The sequence below is a fragment of the Georgenia sunbinii genome, assembly GCF_036421875.1.
Taxonomy (GTDB): domain Bacteria; phylum Actinomycetota; class Actinomycetes; order Actinomycetales; family Actinomycetaceae; genus Georgenia_B; species Georgenia_B sunbinii.
Window position 1 is genome coordinate 127914 of sequence record NZ_JAZGOL010000002.1, and the last position, 19797, is coordinate 147710.

General features: G+C 70.4%; 21 protein-coding genes. 9 read left to right on the forward strand and 12 right to left on the reverse strand.

The window, feature by feature from the left end; genetic code table 11:
• Window positions 1–105: 105 nt before the first annotated feature.
• From nrdF to nrdH, 4 genes are all read right to left on the reverse strand, one after another.
• Window positions 106–1080 (reverse strand): class 1b ribonucleoside-diphosphate reductase subunit beta, encoded by a 975-nt coding sequence (gene nrdF, locus V2J52_RS04990; protein ID WP_331226581.1) that lies wholly within the window; start codon window positions 1078–1080, stop codon window positions 106–108.
• Window positions 1081–1150: 70 nt separating this feature from the next.
• Window positions 1151–3283, reverse strand: a complete 2133-nt coding sequence (gene nrdE / locus V2J52_RS04995; protein ID WP_331226582.1) for a class 1b ribonucleoside-diphosphate reductase subunit alpha — start codon at window positions 3281–3283, stop codon at window positions 1151–1153.
• On the reverse strand, window positions 3280–3696 hold the full coding sequence (gene nrdI, locus V2J52_RS05000; RefSeq protein ID WP_331226583.1) for a class Ib ribonucleoside-diphosphate reductase assembly flavoprotein NrdI: 417 nt from the start codon (window positions 3694–3696) through the stop codon (window positions 3280–3282). The genes nrdE and nrdI overlap by 4 nt, the downstream gene beginning before the upstream one ends.
• Window positions 3697–3804: 108 nt before the next feature.
• The gene (gene nrdH, locus V2J52_RS05005) at window positions 3805–4047 is read right to left on the reverse strand and encodes a glutaredoxin-like protein NrdH (RefSeq protein ID WP_331226584.1); all 243 of its coding nucleotides are present in this window, start codon (window positions 4045–4047) and stop codon (window positions 3805–3807) included.
• Window positions 4048–4577: 530 nt separating this feature from the next.
• Between nrdH and V2J52_RS05010 the strand changes: the two genes are divergently transcribed.
• From V2J52_RS05010 to V2J52_RS05020, 3 genes are all read left to right on the forward strand, one after another.
• On the forward strand, window positions 4578–5045 hold the full coding sequence (locus tag V2J52_RS05010) for an S-ribosylhomocysteine lyase (protein WP_491062169.1): 468 nt from the start codon (window positions 4578–4580) through the stop codon (window positions 5043–5045).
• Window positions 5042–5797 carry a 5'-methylthioadenosine/S-adenosylhomocysteine nucleosidase gene (gene mtnN, locus V2J52_RS05015; RefSeq protein ID WP_331226586.1) on the forward strand — a complete coding sequence of 252 codons (756 nt, stop codon included), beginning with the start codon at window positions 5042–5044 and terminating at the stop codon, window positions 5795–5797. The genes V2J52_RS05010 and mtnN overlap by 4 nt, the downstream gene beginning before the upstream one ends.
• Before the next feature lie 63 nt (window positions 5798–5860).
• On the forward strand, window positions 5861–6346 hold the full coding sequence (locus V2J52_RS05020) for a hypothetical protein (RefSeq protein ID WP_331226587.1): 486 nt from the start codon (window positions 5861–5863) through the stop codon (window positions 6344–6346).
• Between the two features lie 37 nt (window positions 6347–6383).
• On the opposite strand, the gene V2J52_RS05025 is transcribed toward V2J52_RS05020, so the two are convergent.
• The 5 genes from V2J52_RS05025 to V2J52_RS05045 all read right to left on the reverse strand — a co-directional run bounded on the left by V2J52_RS05025 (window position 6384) and on the right by V2J52_RS05045 (window position 10159).
• Window positions 6384–7487, reverse strand: a complete 1104-nt coding sequence (locus tag V2J52_RS05025; RefSeq protein WP_491062176.1) for a sugar kinase — start codon at window positions 7485–7487, stop codon at window positions 6384–6386.
• Window positions 7488–7519: 32 nt separating this feature from the next.
• Entirely contained in the window at window positions 7520–8143 is a 624-nt protein-coding gene (gene eda, locus V2J52_RS05030) for a bifunctional 4-hydroxy-2-oxoglutarate aldolase/2-dehydro-3-deoxy-phosphogluconate aldolase (RefSeq protein ID WP_331226589.1), read from the reverse strand.
• Window positions 8144–8355: 212 nt separating this feature from the next.
• A complete protein-coding gene (locus V2J52_RS05035) occupies window positions 8356–9144 on the reverse strand; it encodes an IclR family transcriptional regulator (RefSeq protein WP_331226590.1) in 789 nt (262 codons plus the stop codon).
• Between the two features lie 26 nt (window positions 9145–9170).
• Entirely contained in the window at window positions 9171–9440 is a 270-nt protein-coding gene (locus V2J52_RS05040) for a LacI family DNA-binding transcriptional regulator (protein WP_331226591.1), read from the reverse strand.
• Window positions 9437–10159, reverse strand: a complete 723-nt coding sequence (locus V2J52_RS05045) for a hypothetical protein (protein ID WP_331226592.1) — start codon at window positions 10157–10159, stop codon at window positions 9437–9439. The genes V2J52_RS05040 and V2J52_RS05045 overlap by 4 nt, the downstream gene beginning before the upstream one ends.
• An 83-nt stretch (window positions 10160–10242) precedes the next feature.
• On the opposite strand from V2J52_RS05045, the gene V2J52_RS05050 reads away from it, so the two are divergent.
• From V2J52_RS05050 to V2J52_RS05060, 3 genes are all read left to right on the forward strand, one after another.
• Window positions 10243–11505: a LolA family protein gene (locus tag V2J52_RS05050; protein WP_331226593.1), complete on the forward strand. Its 1263-nt coding sequence runs from the start codon at window positions 10243–10245 to the stop codon at window positions 11503–11505.
• Window positions 11502–12500, forward strand: a complete 999-nt coding sequence (locus V2J52_RS05055; RefSeq protein ID WP_331226594.1) for an ABC transporter ATP-binding protein — start codon at window positions 11502–11504, stop codon at window positions 12498–12500. Before V2J52_RS05050 ends, V2J52_RS05055 begins: the two co-directional genes overlap by 4 nt.
• Window positions 12501–12624: 124 nt before the next feature.
• Window positions 12625–13377, forward strand: a complete 753-nt coding sequence (locus V2J52_RS05060; RefSeq protein WP_331227112.1) for an ABC transporter permease — start codon at window positions 12625–12627, stop codon at window positions 13375–13377.
• 25 nt (window positions 13378–13402) lie between these two features.
• On the opposite strand, the gene V2J52_RS05065 is transcribed toward V2J52_RS05060, so the two are convergent.
• The gene (locus tag V2J52_RS05065) at window positions 13403–14194 is read right to left on the reverse strand and encodes a deoxyribonuclease IV (protein WP_331226595.1); all 792 of its coding nucleotides are present in this window, start codon (window positions 14192–14194) and stop codon (window positions 13403–13405) included.
• A 206-nt stretch (window positions 14195–14400) separates the two neighbouring features.
• The gene (locus V2J52_RS05070; RefSeq protein ID WP_331226596.1) at window positions 14401–15423 is read right to left on the reverse strand and encodes an NAD(P)-dependent alcohol dehydrogenase; all 1023 of its coding nucleotides are present in this window, start codon (window positions 15421–15423) and stop codon (window positions 14401–14403) included.
• Window positions 15424–15607: 184 nt separating this feature from the next.
• Here V2J52_RS05070 and V2J52_RS05075 point away from each other — a divergent pair, with 184 nt between their 5' ends.
• The 3 genes from V2J52_RS05075 to V2J52_RS05085 all read left to right on the forward strand — a co-directional run bounded on the left by V2J52_RS05075 (window position 15608) and on the right by V2J52_RS05085 (window position 18505).
• Complete coding sequence (locus V2J52_RS05075) at window positions 15608–16189, forward strand: NADPH-dependent FMN reductase (protein ID WP_331226597.1); 582 nt, start codon at window positions 15608–15610, stop codon at window positions 16187–16189.
• A 339-nt stretch (window positions 16190–16528) separates the two neighbouring features.
• Entirely contained in the window at window positions 16529–18040 is a 1512-nt protein-coding gene (locus V2J52_RS05080) for a peptide MFS transporter (protein ID WP_434056377.1), read from the forward strand.
• A 129-nt stretch (window positions 18041–18169) separates the two neighbouring features.
• Window positions 18170–18505, forward strand: a complete 336-nt coding sequence (locus V2J52_RS05085) for a TM2 domain-containing protein (protein WP_331226598.1) — start codon at window positions 18170–18172, stop codon at window positions 18503–18505.
• A gap of 25 nt (window positions 18506–18530) precedes the next feature.
• Here V2J52_RS05085 and V2J52_RS05090 read toward each other — a convergent pair whose 3' ends face one another.
• The gene (locus V2J52_RS05090; RefSeq protein WP_331226599.1) at window positions 18531–19733 is read right to left on the reverse strand and encodes a Fic family protein; all 1203 of its coding nucleotides are present in this window, start codon (window positions 19731–19733) and stop codon (window positions 18531–18533) included.
• Between the last annotated feature and the right edge of the window lie 64 nt (window positions 19734–19797).

The following is a 19797-nucleotide window of genomic DNA, read 5'->3' on the forward strand; positions in this document are numbered from 1 at the left end:
GTCTGCCGGCCTCCCCGGCCTTCCTCAGGGGGCCACCGGGCACAGCCGAAGAGCCGGACCGTTCGGGTGAACGGTCCGGCTCTCAGCAGCGAGCAGAGGCGAGACTCAGAAGTCCCAGTCGTCGTCCTCGGTCTCCACGGCCTTGCCGATGACGTAGCTCGAGCCCGAGCCGGAGAAGAAGTCGTGGTTCTCGTCGGCGTTGGGGCTCAGCGAGGACAGGATCGCTGGGTTGACGTCCGTCTGGTCCTTGGGGAACAGGCCCTCGTAGCCCAGGTTCATCAGCGCCTTGTTCGCGTTGTACCGCAGGAACGCCTTGACGTCCTCGGTCAGCCCGAGCGGGTCGTAGAGGTCCGCGGAGTACTGCTCCTCGTTCTCGTACAGCTCGAAGAGCAGCTCGAACGTGTAGTCCTTGAGCTCCTGACGACGCTCCGGGGACTGCTTCTCCAGCGCGCGCTGGTACTTGTAGCCGATGTAGTAGCCGTGGACGGCCTCGTCACGGATGATGAGGCGGATGAGGTCAGCGGTGTTGGTGAGCTTGGCCCGCGAGGACCAGTACATCGGGGCGTAGAAGCCGGAGTAGAACAGGAACGACTCGAGCATGACCGAGGCGATCTTGCGCTTCTCCGGGTCGTCGCCGCGGTAGTACTGCAGGATGATCGCGGCCTTGCGCTGGAGGTTCTCGTTCTCCTCCGACCAGCGGAAGGCCTCGTCGATCTCCGGGGTGGAGATGAGCGTGGAGAAGATCGAGGAGTAGCTCTTGGCGTGCACCGACTCCATGAACGCGATGTTCGTGTAAACGGCCTCCTCGTGCGGGGTCGTCGCATCCGGGATGAGGCTGACCGCGCCGACCGTGCCCTGGATGGTGTCCAGCAGCGTGAGCCCGGTGAACACCCGGGTGGTCATGTTCTTCTCGGCGTCGTTCAGGGTCGCCCACGACTGGACGTCGTTGGACAGCGGCACCTTCTCCGGCAGCCAGAAGTTCGAGGTCAGCCGGTCCCAGACCTCGACGTCCTTCTCGTCCGGGACCCGGTTCCAGTTGATCGCCTGGACCCGGTCGACGAGCTTGAGCTTCTCCGACACGTTCGTTGCTACTTTCGTCGTCGTTCAGGAGGCCGTCGGGTGGCGGCCCGGGAGAGCTGGGTGCCGGCTGCTACAGCATGCAGCTGACGCAACCCTCAATTTCCGTGCCCTCGAGGGCGAGCTGGCGGATCCGGATGTAGTAGAGCGTCTTGATGCCCTTGCGCCACGCGTAGATCTGCGCCTTGTTCAGGTCCCGGGTGGTCGCACCGTCCTTGAAGAACAGCGTCAGCGACAGGCCCTGGTCCACGTGCTGGGTGGCCGCGGCGTAGGTGTCGATGATCTTCTCGGGGCCGATCTCGTACGCGTCCTCGTAGTACTCGAGGTTGTCGTTGGTCATGTAGGGCGCCGGGTAGTACACGCGCCCGAGCTTGCCCTCCTTGCGGATCTCGATCTTCGACACGATCGGGTGGATCGAGGAGGTCGAGTTGTTGATGTAGGAGATGGAGCCGGTCGGCGGGACCGCCTGGAGGTTCTGGTTGTACAGCCCGTGCTCCTTGACCGACGCCGCCAGCGCGCGCCAGTCGTCCTGGGTGGGGATGTGGACGCCGGCGGTGGCGAACAGCTCGCGGACCCGCTCGGTCGCGGGCAGCCACTCCTGCTCGGTGTACTTGGTGAAGAACTCACCGCTGGCGTACGTGGAACGCTCGAAGCCGGCGAAGGCCCTGCCGCGCTCCTGGGCGAGCTTGTTCGACTCGGTGATCGCGTGGAACGCCACCGTGTAGAAGTAGATGTTGGTGAAGTCCACGCCCTCTTCGGACCCGTAGAAGATCCGCTCGCGGGCGAGGTAGCCGTGCAGGTTCATCTGGCCCAGGCCGATGGCGTGGGACTCGCTGTTGCCCTTCTCGATCGAGGGCACCGAGTTGATGTGCGTCTGGTCCGAGACTGCCGTCAGTGAGCGGACCGCGGTGCCGATCGTCTTGCCGAGGTCCGGGGAGTCCATCGCCTTGGCGATGTTCAGCGACCCGAGGTTGCAGGAGATGTCGTTGCCGACGACGTCGTAGGACAGGTCGTCGTTGTACGTCGACGGCGTGGAGACCTGGAGGATCTCCGAGCACAGGTTCGACATGGTGATCCGGCCGTCGATCGGGTTGGCCTTGTTCACCGTGTCCTCGAACATGATGTACGGGTAGCCCGACTCGAACTGGATCTCCGCGAGGGTCTGGAAGAACTGCCGCGCCTTGATCTTCGTCTTCTTGATCCGGCGGTCGTCGACCATCTCGTCGTACTTCTCGGTCACGCTGACCTCGCCGAACGGCACCCCGTAGACACGCTCGACGTCGTAGGGCGAGAAGAGGTACATGTCCTCGTTCTTGCGGGCGAGGTCGAAGGTGATGTCGGGGATGACGACGCCGAGCGACAGGGTCTTGATGCGGATCTTCTCGTCCGCGTTCTCCCGCTTGGTGTCGAGGAACCGCATGATGTCGGGGTGGTGGGCGTTGAGGTAGACCGCGCCGGCCCCCTGACGCGCACCGAGCTGGTTGGCGTAGGAGAAGGAGTCCTCCAGCAGCTTCATCACCGGGATGATCCCCGAGGACTGGTTCTCGATCCGCTTGATCGGGGCGCCGGCCTCGCGCAGGTTGGTCAGCGAGATAGCGACGCCGCCACCGCGCTTGGACAGCTGCAGCGAGGAGTTGATGGCGCGCGCGATCGACTCCATGTTGTCCTCGGTGCGCAGCAGGAAGCAGGAGACCAGCTCGCCACGGGCCGCCTTGCCGGCGTTGAGGAAGGTGGGCGTCGCCGGCTGGAACCGGCCGGAGAGGATCTCCTCGACCATGTCGAGGGCGAACTGCTCGTCACCGCCGGCCAGCGCCAGCGCGACGACGACGGTGCGGTCCTCGAACCGCTCGAGGTACCGGGTGCCGTCCCACGTCTTGAGCGTGTAGGAGGTGTAGTACTTGAAGGCGCCGAGGAAGGTCTCGAAGCGGAACTTCTTGGCCCACGCCGCGTCCCAGATCTGCTCGAGGAACTCCGGAGAGTACTGCGCGAGGACCTCGGGCTCGTAGTAGCCCTCCTCGACGAGGTAGTCGAGCTTCTCCTTCAGCGTGTGGAAGAAGACGGTGTTCTGGTTGACGTGCTGCAGGAAGTACGCGCGAGCGGCCTTCTTGTCGGCGTCGAACTGGATGTTCCCGTCCGCGTCGTAGAGGTTGAGCATGGCGTTGAGAGCGTGGTAGTCCAGCTCCGGCGCCGCGCTCTGCTGCGTCATGCCGATATCAGTGACCGTTGCTGCCAAAACTGTCCCAATCCCTCGCGGACGCGGTTGACGTCCTCAGTTGTACCCAGAAGTTCGAAGCGGTAGAGATACGGCACCTGGAGCTTCGCGGAGATGATGTCGCCCGCGATGCAGAAGGCCTCGCCGAAGTTGGTGTTGCCCGAGGCGATGACCGCCCGGCACAGGTCCCGGTTGGATTCCTCGTTGAGGAACTTGATGACCTGGCGCGGTACCGCGCCGCGGCCGTGCCCGCCGCCGTACGTCGGGACGATCAGCACGTATTCCTCGGTGACACGGAGGAACGGGTCGGCCGGGCGCAGCGGGATCCGCTGCGCCGGCAGGCCGAGCCGCTCGACGAACCGGTGCGTGGTGTCGGAGACCGAGGAGAAGTAGACGATGTTGCCCATCTCGCCCCCTGCCTGTAGCCCTACGATGCGCCGGCAGGCCCTCGGCCGAGGCCGGCGCGTTGGTCTCGGCCGGATCGCCGGGTGAGGGCGATCCGGCCGAAGCATGTGTCAGACCGCGACGGCTGCCTGCGCCGCCAGCGCCTTGATCCGGTCGGGCCGGAAGCCGGACCAGTGGTCGCCGTCGGCGAAGACGACCGGGGCCTGCTGGTAGCCGAGCGCCTTGACGCTCTCCAGTGCCTCGGCGTCGACCGAGATGTCGACGACGTCGTACTCGAGCCCGTTCTTGTCGAGCGCACGGTAGGTCGCGTCGCACTGGACGCAGGCCGGCTTGCTGAAGACGGTGATGCTCATGTGAGCGGATCTCCTTTCGTGCGGTGAACTCGAGTCCCGCTCCCCCTCAGGGGCCGGTCATTCACCAGTGGAACCACACGGATGTAGTTCCCGCGGTCAGTAGGTCTCAGACACTACACCTAGTGGTGGCGGTTGGGTACTACCCCAAGGTGTTGTGTCGGCGAGTCGACTCTCGGCGTGTCCTCCACAGTTCCGGCGTACTGCTGTGCATCATGCGCCCCCTGCTGGGGACGGGCTGTGGACGACGCCTCTCGCGTCGCCGTCGGCCCGTGCCCAGAGCCTGCCAGCGACCACTGACATCGCGCGGCCCGCCTCGTCCGCCGACGGCGCCACCGTGGCCTGTGGACAACTCCGGCCGGTATCCCCCAGGTTTATCCACAGGATGTGGACGGCCGTCGACGAACCGTCAGACACGCAGACCGACACGCCGGGGCGGCGTGTCGCAGGCCACGAACGACCGGCTGGGCAGGTCCGAGGGTGGCGCAATCCACACCAAACTCGCAGGACAGGCACATACCACATCGCCCATGATGGAACCTGTGAAGACAATGAATGTCGAGAGCTTCAACCTCGATCACCGAGCCGTCCGAGCGCCGTTCGTCCGGGTCGCCGACACCAAGACGCTGCCGGGGGGCGACGTGCTCACCAAGTTCGACATTCGGCTGCGCCAGCCCAACGTCGAGCACCTCGAGATGCCGGTCGTGCACTCGCTCGAGCACCTCATGGCCGAGCACATGCGCAACCACAGCGACGTCGTCGTCGACATCTCGCCGATGGGCTGCCAGACCGGCTTCTACGCCATCGTGCTCAACACCGGCTACGACGCCTTCCTCCCTCTGCTGGAGACCACGCTGCGCGACGTCGTCACTGCCGACGAGGTGCCCGCGGCCAACGAGGTGCAGTGCGGCTGGGGCGCCAGCCACGACCTCGAGGGGGCCCGCGCCGCGGCCCAGGGCTTCCTCGACGCCCGCGACGCGTGGGAGCAGGTCATGGCATGACGGAGCTGCTCGGGACCGCCTTGCCACCCGGCTCGCCGTTCGCCGCGCCCCAGGCGACCGTGGACGCGATCGTCGTGGCCGCGATGGACGAGGAGATCGCGCCCTTCGAGCAGCGGGCCGAGCACCTGAGCCACCACCGGCAAGCCGGCGCCGCCCGGTCGGTGCTCGCGACGGTCGACGGCCGGCGGCTGCTGCTCGTCCGCAGCGGGATCGGCGCGGTCAACGCGGTCACCGCGACGACGCTCGCCGTCCACGCGGTCCGCGCCACCGTCGTCATCTCCGCCGGGTCCGCCGGCGGGCTGGGCCGAGCGGTACGCGTCGGGGACGTCGTCGTCGGCACCGAGCACGCCTTCGCCGGCGCCGACGCCACCGCCTTTGGCTACACCCTCGGCCAGATCCCGGGGATGCCGGCCACCTTCCCGGCCAGCGCTGCGCTGCTCGACCGCGCCCAGAACCGCCCCGGCGTCCTCGTCGGCGCGATGCTCTCCGGCGACTCCTTCGTCGACGGTCGCACCGTGGAGCACTACCGGGGCGCCTTCCCTGACGCGCTGACCGCGGACATGGAGTCCACCGCGATCGCCCAGACCTGCTACAACTTCGACGTCCCGTTCCTCGCCGTCCGCGGCGTCTCGGACCTGTGCGGCCCCGACGCCGGGGACGACTTCCGGCTCGCCGTCGACGATGTCGCGGCACTGTCGGCCGACGTCGTGCTCGACCTCATCGCCGCGCCGGTCGCTGCCCGCACCCCCTGACTCCCCACCGCCGGCGCGGCGCGGGCCGGTCGCCGGCAGGATCACGGCCGTAGGCTTGGCGCCATGAGTTCGATGCTCGCCGCCGCCGCACTGCTCGTCGTCGTGCTGCTGGTCATGGTCGTCGTGGTCACGGTCCTGGTGCTGCGGGCGCGGCGCGCACCCGCGGCCGACGGCGGGCCGGTCGCGGCACCGGGCGCCGGAGAGGCACGCGCCGAGGCCGCCGAGCTCACGCTCGCGCTGGACGAGCAGGTCGCACGATCACGGACGAGCCTCGAGTTCGCCCGGATCCAGCTCGTCGACGGCGCGAGCGCGTCGCTCGCCCGCGCCATCGACGAGGGTCGCGCCGCGGGCACCGAGCTCGCTCACGCCCTCGCGTCGTCCCGGGCAGCCGCAGGCTCGACCGGGACGACGCACGGCCCGGGTGGCACAGCGGCCGCCGGGCAGCTCGCCGCGGGTCTGGTGCGCGCCCGGGCGGCGCACGCCGCGCTCAGCGCCGCCGAGGCGGAGGTCGCCCGGGCCACCCGCCGGCTGGACCCGCCGCCCGCCTGACCCGAGCCGGGTGGCCGCGCCGGGTGTCTCGGGCCCCTCAGCGGTCGACGCGTGCGCTACCGCCGCCGGCCAGCTTGAGAACCTCGTCCTTGGTGACCATCGAGGTGTCCCCGGGGGTGGTCATCGCCAGCGCGCCGTGGGCGGCGCCGTACTCGACGGCGGTCTGCAGGTCGACCCCCTCGAGCAGCCCGTAGATGAGGCCGGAGGCGAAGGAGTCGCCGCCGCCGACGCGGTCGAGGATCTCCACGCCGGTGCGGTGGGTGGCCTGCACGACGCCGGTCTCCCGCGACCACGCGAGCGCGCCCCAGTCGTTGTCCGAGGCGCTGCGGACGGTGCGCATGGTGTTGCCGATGACCTGGAAGTTCGGGTAGTCGGCGGCGGCGCGCTCGATCATCGCGACGAAGCTGTCGGTCTCGAGGTTGGCGAGGTTGTCGTCGACGCCCTCGATCTCGAAGCCGAGCGAGGCGGTGAAGTCCTCCTCGTTGCCGATCATCACGTCGATGTACTTGGCGATCTCCCGGTTGACCTCCTGGGCCTTGGCCTGGCCGCCGATCTCCTTCCAGAGGCTCGGGCGGTAGTTGAGGTCGTAGGACACGATCGTGCCGTGCTTCTTCGCCGCGGTGACGGCCTCGACGACGACCTCGGCGGTGGTCTCGCTGAGCGCGGCGAAGATGCCACCGGTGTGCAGCCAGCGGGCGCCGAGCTCACCGAAGAGGTGGTCCCAGTCGACGTCGCCGGGCCGCAGCTGGGAGGCAGCGGTGTGACCGCGGTCGGACACCCCGACCGCGCCACGGACGCCGTAGCCGCGCTCGGTGAAGTTGAGGCCGTTGCGGGCGGCGCGGCCGAGGCCGTCGAACGGCAGCCAGCGGATGTGGGAGGCGTCGACGCCGCCCTGCAGGATGAAGTCCTCGACGAGCCGGCCGACGTGGTTGTCGACGAGCGAGGTGACGACGGCGCTGCGCAGCCCGAAGGCGCGGCGCAGGCCACGGGCGACGTTGTACTCCCCGCCGCCCTCCCAGACGCGGAACTCGCGAGTGGTGCGGATGCGGCCCTCGCCGGGGTCGAGGCGGAGCATGACCTCCCCGAGGGAGACGGCGTCGTAGCGGCAGTCAGCGGCTGGGCGGATGGTCAGGGCCATGATCGGTTCCTTCGTGGTGGTGAGGTCGGGTCTGGTCAGGATGCGGCGAGCGCGACGGCCGCGGCGGTGAGCCGGGTGATCTCGTCGAACCTGCCGGCGGCGACGAGGTCGCGGGGCGCCATCCAGGAGCCGCCGATAGCGGCGACGGCGTCGATGGCCAGGTAGTCGGCGAGGTTCGCCGGGCCGATGCCGCCGGTCGGCACGAAGCGCACGCCACCGAACGGCGCGGTGAGTGCCTTGATCGCCGGGGCGCCGCCGGAGGTGCCGGCCGGGAAGAACTTGACGGTGTCGAGGCCGAGCTCGAGGGCTGCCTGGATCTCGGTGGCGGAGACCGCGCCGGGCAGCGGCAGCACGCCGTGCTCCTGGCAGCGCTCGACGACGGCCCGGCTGAGGCCCGGGGAGACGACGTACGTGGCGCCGGCGGCGACGGCCTCGTCCACCTGCGCCACGGTGAGGACGGTGCCGGCGCCGACGAGGATGTCGCCGCGGTCGGCCATCGCGCGGATCGCGTCGGCTGCCGCGGCGGTCCGGAAGGTGACCTCGGCGACCGGCAGCCCGCCGGCGACGAGGGCCCCGGCGAGGGCGTCGGCGTGCGCGGCGTCGTCGAGGACGACGACGGGCACGAGCCGGGCGGCACTGAGGGACGAGAGGACGCTCATCTGTCAACCATTTCGCTAGGCAGAACGCACGTGTCGGCGTCCAGAACTGATGATGTCAGGTGGATCGACACCTGGCAATGATCGGCACTCGGCGGCTCGGGCCGCTGCCGTCCGCCGGCGTCGGGCCGAGCACGACGGGGCGCCCCGCCGCGGCGGCTACGCGGGCGGGGTGGTCACCGCACGCCGGCCGGCGTGCAGGAGCTCGTCCGGCGCTAACCGACCGTCGGCAGCGTCATTCCGGTGGGCAGCAGCGGCGGCAGCACGCGCTGCACCTGCTCGTGCAGCCACCCGTAGCGCTCGTCAGTCATCCGCTCGGCCGGCGCGGTGATGCTCACCGCAGCCACCGGCAGCCCGGCACGCAGCAGCGGGACGGCCAGGCAGCTGATGCCGGGCTCGTTCTCCTCGCGCTCGGCCGCGAAGCCGCGCCGTCGGGCGTCCTCGAGCGCCCGCCACAGGTGGTCGGCGGTCACCGCCGCCGCCGGGCCGTCGTCGTCGGCCCGGGAGACCTCGACGTAGCCGTCGAGCATCGCCTCGGTCGTGCCGCGGTACGCCAGCAGCGCCCGCCCGAGCGCGGTCGAGGCCGCGGGGGGCCGGCGCCCCACCGCCGACCACACCCGCACCGACCGCTGCGGCTCCACCTTGTCGATGTACAGCACATGGGCGCCGTTGAGCACCCCGAGGTGGACGAGCTCAGCGATCTCGGTGGACAGCGCCACCAGCGCGGAGTGCAGCAGCAGCGGCAGCTGGTCGTCGGCGAAGTAGCGGTCGTGCAGCCCGATCGCCGCGGGGCCGAGGAGGTAGACGCCGGTGGCGTGGTCCTGGGTGACGAAGTCACGGAACCGCAGCGCCGCGAGTGCGCGGTGGACGGTCGACTTGTTCAGCCCGAGCCCGGTCGCCATGTCCGCCAGCGACGAACCGCCCGCACCGGCGCGAGCCAGGGAGTCGAGGATGAGCAACGCCCGGTCCACGGCTTCGATCGGGGAGCCGCCCGTCGCGTCCACCGAGCCTCCCGTGCCGTCGCGTGCCGTCAGTGCCTGCCCGTCAGCGTATCGGCGCCGGGCGCCACCGAGGGCATCGACCGGTGGGCCCAGCCCGGCGGCAACTGATGGCACCTGGCTGCAGTGATGGGATCGGGGCGGTAGCCGAGATCGCGGGCCACCTGCAGCACCCGCTGTGTCCGCTCCTCGCTGACGACGGCGCTGCCGGCCATCACGCGGCTCACGGTGGCGATCGAGACTCCCGCCGCCCGCGCCACCGACCGCACGGTCACGGCCTCGGGTGGCTCGGCCTTGGTCATCCCCCCATTGTGTCCGATGCGGAGCCTGGCTGGTCATCGCCCCGTGCGCCGATGGCGCCGGCGATGCGCTGCTCGAAGCTGTCGGTCGCTGCGACCGGCAGCACGACGAGCCCGTCGAGCTCCCGGGTGGCACGGCGGTAGGCGGTCTGCCGCTCGGCGTAGGTGGCCGACGGGTTGTCGGCGAGCGCGATGAACTTCCGCGCCCGGACCAGCGCCTGCTGCTCAGCGGGCGAGAAACCGGCGGTCTGCCGGCGCCGGGCCTCCTGCTCGGCGACGTCGAACGCGGTCTCGTAGTGCCTGACGGCGTCGCGGAACTCGGTGAGGAGGTCGGGGTCGGTCAGCTCGGCCGGGTCGTCGGGACGCAGCGACTCGGCCTCCCGCTTGGCGCGGTGGAAGTCGACGGTCAGCGGCTCACGCATGTCGGTCATCAGCGGGTAGTCGATGAGCTTGGCGATGTCGAGCTCGTAGTCCAGCCAGCGCTGGTTCACCGCCGTGTGCCGGTCCAGCGTCCGGTCGATCTCCCGGCGGGTCACCCGGACCTGCTCGGCCTCGGCCGTCCGTGCCCCGTACTTGATCCTGGCAAGCTCGATCCGGTCCCGACGACGGCGCTCGTCCCACTTGCGCAGCCCTTTGGCGAAGCCGCTCACCGAGCCACCGATGACGCCTCCCAGCGGGAAGACCAGCCACCAGTAGCTGCCGATGAACTCGAAGATGCCCACTGGCGAAGTGTAGACAGTGCGGCACTGGCACCAGCGCCGGGGCCGACGTACCGTCGATGCAGGCGCGTTCGAAGGAGCACCCCATGACCCGCACCTGGCACCGCTGGCTACCCGCCGGCGCCGTCGCCGCGATCATCGCGGGCACGGTCGCCGTCACCTCGCAGGCCGGCGCGGTCGACCTGCCCGACAGGTCCCCCGAGGACGTGCTGGCGATGGTCGGCCGCCACTCGGTCACCGCGTTCTCCGGCAGCTTCGAGAAGAGCGCCGACCTCGGGCTGCCCGAGCTGCCGGCCGGGCTCGCCGGCGCCGGTGGCTTCGGTGGCGGACCGCCCGGTGGTGCGGGGCTCGGTGACGACGCCGGCGGCGACGACGCCCTCCCTGCCGACTCGGATCAGAGCACGCCCGCGACCGAACCTCCCGAGGCCACCGCGGCCACCGAGCTGCTCGAGCTGCTCACCGGCGACCACACCGGCCGGGTGTTCGTCGGTGGCCCGGGCGAGGCGAGGTTCCAGCTCGTCGACGGGCTGGCCGAGCGCAACGTCGTCGTCAACGGCACCGACGTCTGGGCGTACGACTCCGCCACGAACACCGCCACCCACGTGACGCTGCCCGACCCGGCCGACCTTCCTGCTCCCCCGGAGCGGCCCGGCCACCCGGAGCGGCCGGACGCCGTGGACATCCCCACCCCCGAGGAGCTGGCGACCGCCGTCGTCGACGCGCTCGAGCCGAGCACCGAGCTCAGCGTCGGCCAGGACGCCCGGGTCGCCGGCCGCGACGCGTACACCCTGGTACTCACCCCGCGCGCGGCGGAGACGCTCGTGGCGAGCGTGACGATCGCCGTCGACGGCGAGACCGGGTTCCCGCTCGGCGTCACGGTGATGGCCGACGGGCAGACCGACCCGGCGTTCCGGCTGGCGTACACCGACATCGACCTCGCCGCGCCGGACGCGTCGCTGTTCGACTTCGCGCCACCCGCTGACGCCACCGTCGAGGCGTACGACGTCCCGGTGCCGGACCCGGCCGACTGGCCCGACCACGGCGCTGCGGGGCCAGGCACCGACCACGCGCTGCCGCCCGAGCTCGACGCCCCGGGGCAGGCAGGGGCGCTCGGCGAGCTGCCTGGACCGGCGGTCCTCGGCGAGGGCTGGGGCACCGTCGTCGTGCTCGACGCCGGGGCAGATGCCACCGCACTCACCGAGGAGCCGCTGCTGGCCGAGCTCACCGAGCCGGTCGACGGCGGCCGGCTGCTGTCCACCTCGCTGCTGAGCGCGCTGGTGACGGACGACGGTCGCATCCTCGTCGGCGCCGTCACCCCGGAGCACCTCCAGGCACTCGCCGACTCATGACCCCCGCCGCCGCGGCTGCCGGTGACGACCTCGCCGTCGAGACCCACGGGCTGACCAAGCGCTTCGGCCGCCAGCTCGCGGTCGACGATCTCGACCTCGCCGTGCCGCGGGGCAGCGTGTTCGGTTTCCTCGGGCCCAACGGCTCGGGCAAGACGACGACGATCCGGGTCCTCCTCGGCCTGGCCACGGCGACGTCCGGCGCGGTGCAGCTGCTCGGTCGCGACATGCCCGGCGCGCTCCGCGAGGTGCTGCCGCGGGTCGGGGCGCTGGTCGAGGGACCGGCGAGCTACCCGTTCCTCTCCGGGGCCGCCAACCTCCAGCGCCTCGACGCCGCGGACGGTCATGCGGCGTCGGCCACCCGCGACAGTCGCGTCGCGGCGGCGCTCGAGCGGGTGGGGCTGAGCCACGCCGGCAGCAAGCGGGTGCGCGCCTACTCGCTGGGGATGAAGCAGCGCCTCGGGATCGCCGGGGCGCTGCTGATGCCGCGCGACCTCCTCGTCCTCGACGAGCCGACCAACGGGCTCGACCCGCAGGGCACCCGGGAGGTCCGCACGCTCATCCGGTCGCTGGCCGACGGCGGCACCACGATCGTCGTCTCCAGCCACCTGCTCGCCGAGATCGAGCAGGTGTGCAGCCACGCTGCGGTCATGCGCGAGGGGCGGCTCGTCGCGCAGGGCAGCCTCGACGAGCTGCGCGGCCTGGGCCAGACCCGGCTGCGGGTCGTCACGCCCGACCCCGTGGCAGCCCGCCGTGAGCTCGCCCGGTTCGGTCTGGTCCCGGTCAACGACGACTCCGCGACGGCACCGCCCCGGGCCGATGAGGGCGCGGCCGCCGTCGTGGTGGCCGCGTTGCCCGACGACGCGCCGCTGCCGGAGACGGTCGCGGCCGCGCTCGTCGCCGGCGGGGTACGGCTGCGCGGCTTCGGGATCGAGCAGGAGACGCTCGAGGACCGGTTCGTCGCACTCACCGGAGAGGGGTTCGACGTTGCCCACTGACGCCGGGCGCCCGGACGGCGCCGGGCCCACGACCGGCGCCCCGGCAAGCCGCCGCAGGGGCAGCGCCTGGGCGTTCGTCGGGTCCGAGCTTGCCCTGCTGCTCGGCCGGCGCCGCACCTGGGCGATGCTCGTCGCGCTGGCGGCGATCCCGGTGATCATCGCCGTCGTCGTGAAGGTCTCGTCGACGCCGCCCGGCCCGGGCCAGGGCCCGCCGTTCCTCGACCGGGTCACCCAGAACGGGCTGTTCGTCTCGATCACCGGCCTCGTGGTGACGATCCCGCTGTTCCTGCCGCTGACCGTCGGCGTGGTCGCCGGGGACACCGTGGCCGGCGAGGCCGGGCTCGGGACGCTGCGCTACCTGCTGCTGGCACCGGTCGGGCGGCTGCGGCTGCTGGTGACCAAGTACGTCGGCGCGGCGGCGTTCTGCTTCGCGGCGACGGCGAGCATCGTCGTCGCCGGCTCCGCCATCGGGGCCGCGCTGTTCCCGGTGGGGCCGGTGACGCTGCTGTCCGGGGACACCATCGGGCCGTGGGAGGCCCTCGGCCGTGCGCTGCTCGTCGCGGCCTACGTCAGCGTGTCGATGCTCGGGCTCAGCGCGGTCGGGCTGTTCCTCTCCACCCTCACGGTGGTGCCGGTCGGGGCGATGGCGGCCACCGTCGTCGTGTCGATCGTCGCGCAGGTGCTCGGCTCGCTCGACCAGCTGGCCTGGCTGCACCCGTGGTTGTTCAGCCACCACTGGCTCGGCTTCGCCGACCTGCTGCGAGAGCCGATCGCGTGGGGCTCGTTCGCTGACAACGCACTGCTGCAGGGCGGCTACATCGCGATGTTCGGCGCCCTCGCCTACGGCCGGTTCGCCGGCAAGGACGTGCTGTCCTGAGCCGGTGAGCCCGGTGCCCGGCGGCTCAGCCGAGCCGCTCGCGCAGCCAGCCGATGTCGGTGCCCTGCTCCGCGACGCCACCGGGGGTCTCGACGATCACCGGTGCCCCGGCGTCACGGACGAGGGCGACGAGGTCGTCGGCAGGCAGGCTGCCGGCGCCGAGGTTGGCGTGCCGGTCCGCACCGGAGTCGAAGGCGTCGCGCGAGTCGTTGGCGTGCACGAGGTCGATGCGGCCCGTGGCGGCGGTGATCCGCTCGACGAGCCCGGCGAGCTGCTCGCCGCCGGCGTAGGCGTGGCAGGTGTCGAGGCAGAAGCCCACCCGGTCTCCGCCGTCAGCGGCCGAGACCGCCTGCCACAGCTGGGCGATCCGGTCGACGCCACGCGCCATCGCCCTGGTGCCGCCGGCGGTGTTCTCGATGAGGATCGGCACGGCCAGGTCGAGGCCGTCGATGCACTTGCGCCAGTTGTCGAAGCCGATCTCCGGGTCCTCGTCCTTGGTCACGTGGCCGCCGTGGACGACGACGCCACGCGCCCCGACCTCCGCGGCCAGGTCGACGATCCGCTGCAGCAGCTTGCGGCTAGGGATCCGGATCCGGTTGTTCGTCGAGGCGACGTTGATGACGTAGTGCGAGTGGACGTACAGGTCCACGCCGGCCTCGGCGGCCTCCTCCCGCAGCCCGGCCGCCCCGCCCGGGTGGGCGACGGAGACGTCCTTGAAGCTCTGCGGGTCACCGAGGAAAATCTGCGCGGCCTGCGCACCGCGAGCGCGGGCCTCCCCGACGGGATCGGTGCGGTCGACGTGAGATCCGATGATCATGCCCCGAGCCTACGACGCCCGGGGCAGCCGGGTCAGCGGCGCCGGCGCCGCCGCCCCGCCTCGCTCCGCCGCCCCGACCCGAGGGCTCGTCCCTTTCGCTCAGAACCGCCCTGCTAGAACTGGCGACCGTTGATCGAGAGGTACGAGACGACGGGCCACAGGTGAGGCTGGGGCCGGGCGCCGGGCCACAGGTGGGACGGGGCCGCTCAGGGGACGACGATGGCGCGGCCGGTGATCTGGCCCTCGTCGAGGAGCTGGTACGCCCGGGGGGCGTCCTCGATCGGGTACGTCGTCGTGTGGATCTCGATCTGGCCGCGCTTGGCCATCTCGACGACCTCGATGAGCTCGTTGCGCCGGCCCCACAGCGAGGTGGTGACCGTGACGTCGTACGGCGCGGACATGAACCCGACCTTCGCGGTGCCGCCACCGGCCCCGAGGATGACGACGACGCCCGCGACCCGCACCGCAGCGAGCGCAAGCTCCCCGGTGGCGTCGATGCCGACGAAGTCGAACACGACGTCGGCTCCTCGTCCGCCGGTGAGCTCCTTGACCTTCGCGGCGGCGTCGGCGTCGGACTCGAAGGCCTCGTGGGCGCCCATCTCGCGGGCGAAGGCGAGCTTGTCCTCACCGATGTCCAGCGCGATGACGTGGGTCGCGGTGAGCTCGCGGAGCAGCTGGATCGCGACGTGGCCCAGGCCGCCGGCTCCGATGACAACCGCGGTCGAGCCACCGCCGAGATGGCCGATGACGCGCTTGATGCCGCGGTAAGGGGTGAGCGCGGCGTCGGTGAGCGAGGCGGCCTTGACCGGGTCGAGGTCGCCGATGGGAACGAGGTGGCGGGCGTTGTCGACGATCATGTACTCCGCCATCGCGCCAGGGGCGCCGAGGCCGGGCGAGCGCATGCCGCGCAGGCACAGCTGCTCGGAGCCGTCGGCGCACATCTCGCAGACGCCGCAGCCCCAGCAGCCGTAGACGATGACGGCGTCGCCGATCTCGACGCCCGTGGCACCCTCCCCCAGCTCCTCGACGACGCCCGCGGGCTCGTGACCGAGCGTCTGCGGCATCGCGTAGGGGAAGCCTTCCTCCGGCATGTCCATGACGACGTGGTCGGAGTGGCACATGCCGGCGGCGGTGATCCGCAGCAGCACCTCTCCGGGGCCGGGGACCGGCCGGTCGATCTCGACAACCTCGGGGCCTGCTCCAAAGGTGCGGTACTGGACGGCCTTCATGGGGACTCGCTCCTCGCTCGGCGGGGGTGGATATCTCGACGGTACCGGCGCTCGGGCGGCGGCCCCTGGGACCTCGGTCCGCCCTGGGCCCCAGGGTGACGCAGCCCACGTCGAGGGGCGGAACAACCTGTCTATCTTGAAGGTTCAAGCCAGCGACCACAGCCCACCTGAGTGAGGAAATCTCTTGACCAAGATCGCCATCGTTACCGGAAGTGTCCGTCCCGGCCGCCAGAGCCTCAACGTCGCCCACTGGGTCAAGGGCGTCGCCGAGCAGCGCTCGGACGCCGAGTTCGAGATCGTCGACATCGCTGACTTCGCACTGCCGGTGTGGGACGAGTCGGTGCCGCCGGCCATGGGCCCGGGCCAGCAGCCGCACTCCCAGCGGTGGTCGGCGAGGATGAACGAGTTCGACGGCTTCGTGTTCGTCGTCTCGGAGTACAACCACTCGATCACCGGCGCGCTGAAGAACGCGCTGGACTACCTCGCGCCGGAGATGCACAACAAGGCCGCCGGCTTCGTCAGCTACGGCTCGGCCGGCGGCGCCCGCGCCGTCGAGCACCTGCGCGGGATCCTCTCGGAGATGCAGGTGGCGCACGTGCGCAACGCCGTGCTGCTCGGCCTCGCCACCGACTTCGAGAACTACGCCGTCCTCGCGCCCACCGCGAACGCCATCGCGTCCGTCGAGCCGATGCTCGACCAGCTCGTGCCGTGGACCAAGGCGATGGAGGGCGTCCGCAGCAGCCAGCTGGTCAGCGCCAACGCCTGAACCACCCGAGAGCAGCCCTACCCCCGAGAGCGGGATTGTCCCCGAGAGCAGACTTACCCCCGAGAGCAGGATTGTCCCCGAGAGCGGGATTGTCCGCAGCGCGCTCGACGGGCAAGCGGGCTCGAACGTGGACAATCCCGCTCTCGGCGAAGGGGCGGGGTGGACAATCCCGCTCTCGGCGAAGGGGCGGGGTGGACAATCCCGCTCTCGGCGAAGGGGAGGGGTGGACAATCCCGCTCTCGGCGAGGGGGCGGGGAGTGGGAGAGCGGGCGGGGAACTCCGTCGCCCGGGGACGGTGACCGGCTGGCGGACCACCGGTGACGAGCGGAGCATGGGGCCATGGCCTCTGAAGATCCGGCAACGGCCGGCATGTCGCCGGCAGCACCCTCACCCAGCGGCGATCGCGGCGGGAGGAGCTTTCTCGGTCAGCCTCGGGGCCTGGCGAACCTGTTCAGCGTTGAGCTGTGGGAGCGGTTCTCCTTCTACGGCATGCAGGGCATCGTGCTGCTGTACATGTACTTCCAGACCACCGACGGCGGGCTGGGCATCGACCGGGTCGAGGCGACCAGCATCCTCGGGGCCTACGGCGGGTCGGTGTACCTGTTCTCCATCCTCGGCGGCTGGGTCGCCGACCGGCTGCTCGGCTCCGAGCGCACGATGTTCGTCAGTGCGGTGCTCATCATGCTCGGCCACGTCGGGCTGGCCGTGCTGCCCGGCTTCCTCGGCCTGGCGACCGGCCTCATCCTCGTGGCCATCGGATCCGGCGGGCTCAAGGCGACCATCACCAACCTCGTCGGCGCGCTCTACTCCGCCGACGACCCGCGCCGCGACGCCGGCTTCTCCATCTTCTACATGGGGATCAACGTCGGCGGGCTCATCGGCCCGTTGCTCACCGGGGTCGCACAGGAGCGGTGGGGCTTCCACCTCGGGTTCACGCTCGCTGCGGTCGGCATGGCCATCGGGCTCACCCAGTACCTGCTGGCGCGCCGGCACCTGCCCGACCGCGTCCATGGCGCGCCCAACCCGCTGCCCCGTGACCAGTACGGCCGGTACCTGGGGATCGCCGTCACGGCCGTCGTCGTCATCGTCGTCGCCGCCGTCACCGGGCTGCTCAACCCGGGCAACCTCGCCGACGTCGTCGTCGTCGCGACCGTGGTGTCCGCGGTGGTCCTCTTCGCGGTACTGCTGACCAGCAAGCGGATCGACCGCGACGAGCACTCTCGGGTGGTGTCGTTCATCCCGATGTTCATCGGCTCGGCCGCCTTCTGGGCGCTGTTCCAGCAGCAGTTCACGGTGATCACGATCTACTCCGACACCCGCCTCGACCGTGAGTTCGCCAACCTGCCGTGGCTCGGGGACTGGACCATGCCGATTCCGTGGGTGCAGTCCTTCAACCCGTTCTTCATCATCGTGCTGGCACCGGTCTTCGCGGCGCTGTGGACCCGGCTCGGGAACCGGCAACCGAGCACGCCGGTGAAGTTCAGCCTCGGCATCATGCTCATGGGCGCGGCATTCCTCATCTTCCTGCCGATGGCCGGCACCGTCGCGGTCCCGGTGCTGTGGATCGCGCTCATCATGCTCGTCGCGACGATGGGTGAGCTGATGCTTTCCCCGGTGGGGCTGTCGCTGTCGACGAAGCTGGCGCCGAAGGCCTACCCGGTGCTCATGGTGGCGCTGTTCTACCTGTCCCTCGCGCTGGGCACCGCGCTGTCCGGCACGCTCGCCAGCTTCTACACCGAGGAGAACGAGGCGGCCTATTTCGGCACCCTCGGCGCGGTGACGATCGGCATCGGCCTGCTGCTGCTCGCGGTGGCGCCCCGGGTCACCCGGATGATGCGCGGGATCCGCTGACGATCGACAAAACGGCGTTCTACCACCGCAAACCGCTCTAGGATTGGGAGCATAACCACGCCCCCCGAGCCGAGCTCACCGGCCCAGCCTCACCACCAGCCGAACAGTGGAGCTCCGCAGCAGTACGGGGTGCCACCGCAGTACGGCGTGCCAGCGCAGTACGGTGCCGCGCCGCAGTACGCCGGCCACCCGCAGTACATGGCGCCGCCGAAGTCCCGCATCGCCGCCGTGCTGCTGTGCTTCTTCCTCGGCAACCTCGGGATCCACAACTTCTACCTCGGCTACACCGGGCGGGGCATCGCGCAGCTGTTGCTCGCGTTCGCCGGTTACGCGACCGCATTCATCCTCATCGGCTTCGTGTTCCTCGTGCCGCTGTGGATCTGGGTCATCGTGGAGTTCATCGCGCTGCTGGTGTCCCAGCAAGGCACCTACTCCAGGTCGGCCAACGGGATGCCGCTCACCTGACCAAGCTGACCCGGCCGACGGCCGGTTACGGCGACGCCGCGGTCAGCACCCGCATCACATCGGGCGCGAAGAAGCGGCGGGGATGGCTCCCTTCCACCGAATCGAGGAGGCCTAACCGCTCGAGGTCAGCCGCCAACGCGTTGGCGCGGCCGTAGGACACAGCGAGGTCCCGTTGGACCTGACGGACCGTAAATGTTGAGTGAGCGATGGCGTAGTCAACGAGGTGGTGTGCAGTGTCCGCCCGCAGGTTCGACGCGCGGATCACGTCCTTCATCTCTCCTTGCGCGGCGACGAGCGCGAGCATCTGTTGGTGGGTCTGCGTCGCAGAGGCTTCCAGGCCCTCAGCGAAGAACCCGATCCAGCCGTCCCAGTCGCCCGTCGTGCTGACGGCGAGGAGCCGGTCGTAGTACTCCGTCCGGCGCGCCTCGAACCACGGCGAGACGGTCAGTGTCGGCTCGCTCAGTGTGCCCATCACCAGGAGGTGCAACACGATGAGCAGTCTCCCCATCCTCCCGTTGCCGTCGTGGAACGGGTGCAGGGTTTCGAACTGGTAGTGGCCCATGGCTGCGGCGACGACCGGATCGATCGCCCTTCGATGGTCGGTATGCAGCCACGAGAGGAGGTCACCGACCCGAGCGCCCAGCTCGATGCCAGGTGGCGGCGGCACGAAGCGGGCGGCGTGTACCGGGAACTCGTCCGCTCCGGTGCGCCTTCGATGACCGATCACGACCTGGGTATCGCGGATCTGGCCCGACGAGCTGGTCTCCGTGGGCGTTCCGGCAACCAGGTTCCGCTGGAGCTCCGCCAGCATGCTGACGGACAGCCGACGACCGCTCCCGATCCAGTCGAACGCCTGATCGGCCGTCGTCACGAAGTTGAGCACCTCCCGCATCGCCGGACTCGCTGGGTGATCGGCATCCGCCGTCAACACATCGCGTAGCGGTTCGTACGTTCCTTCGAGCGCCGCCGTACTCTGAGCCTCTCGCCGCAACGAGGGTTGCCGTAGCAGGCCTGGGTTCGGCAGATGTCGCGCCGTACTGTCGAGGGCAGCAAGGGCCGCCCGCGCATCGCCCACCCGGATGTGTGTCGCGGTGCTGAGCGATCCGGACATTCGGCCGAGCGGCTCGGGGACGAAGGCGACGTGAGTCCAGGGCCCGAGCCGAGCGTCGGTGCCCTGGATGGGAACCAACTCACCCGTCTTTCGGTTTCCGAACATGGCTACGTCCATGATTTCAGTCTATGGCCCGTTCACTGAAATATCGCGGGTTGATCTTCTTGATTGCAGACATCGC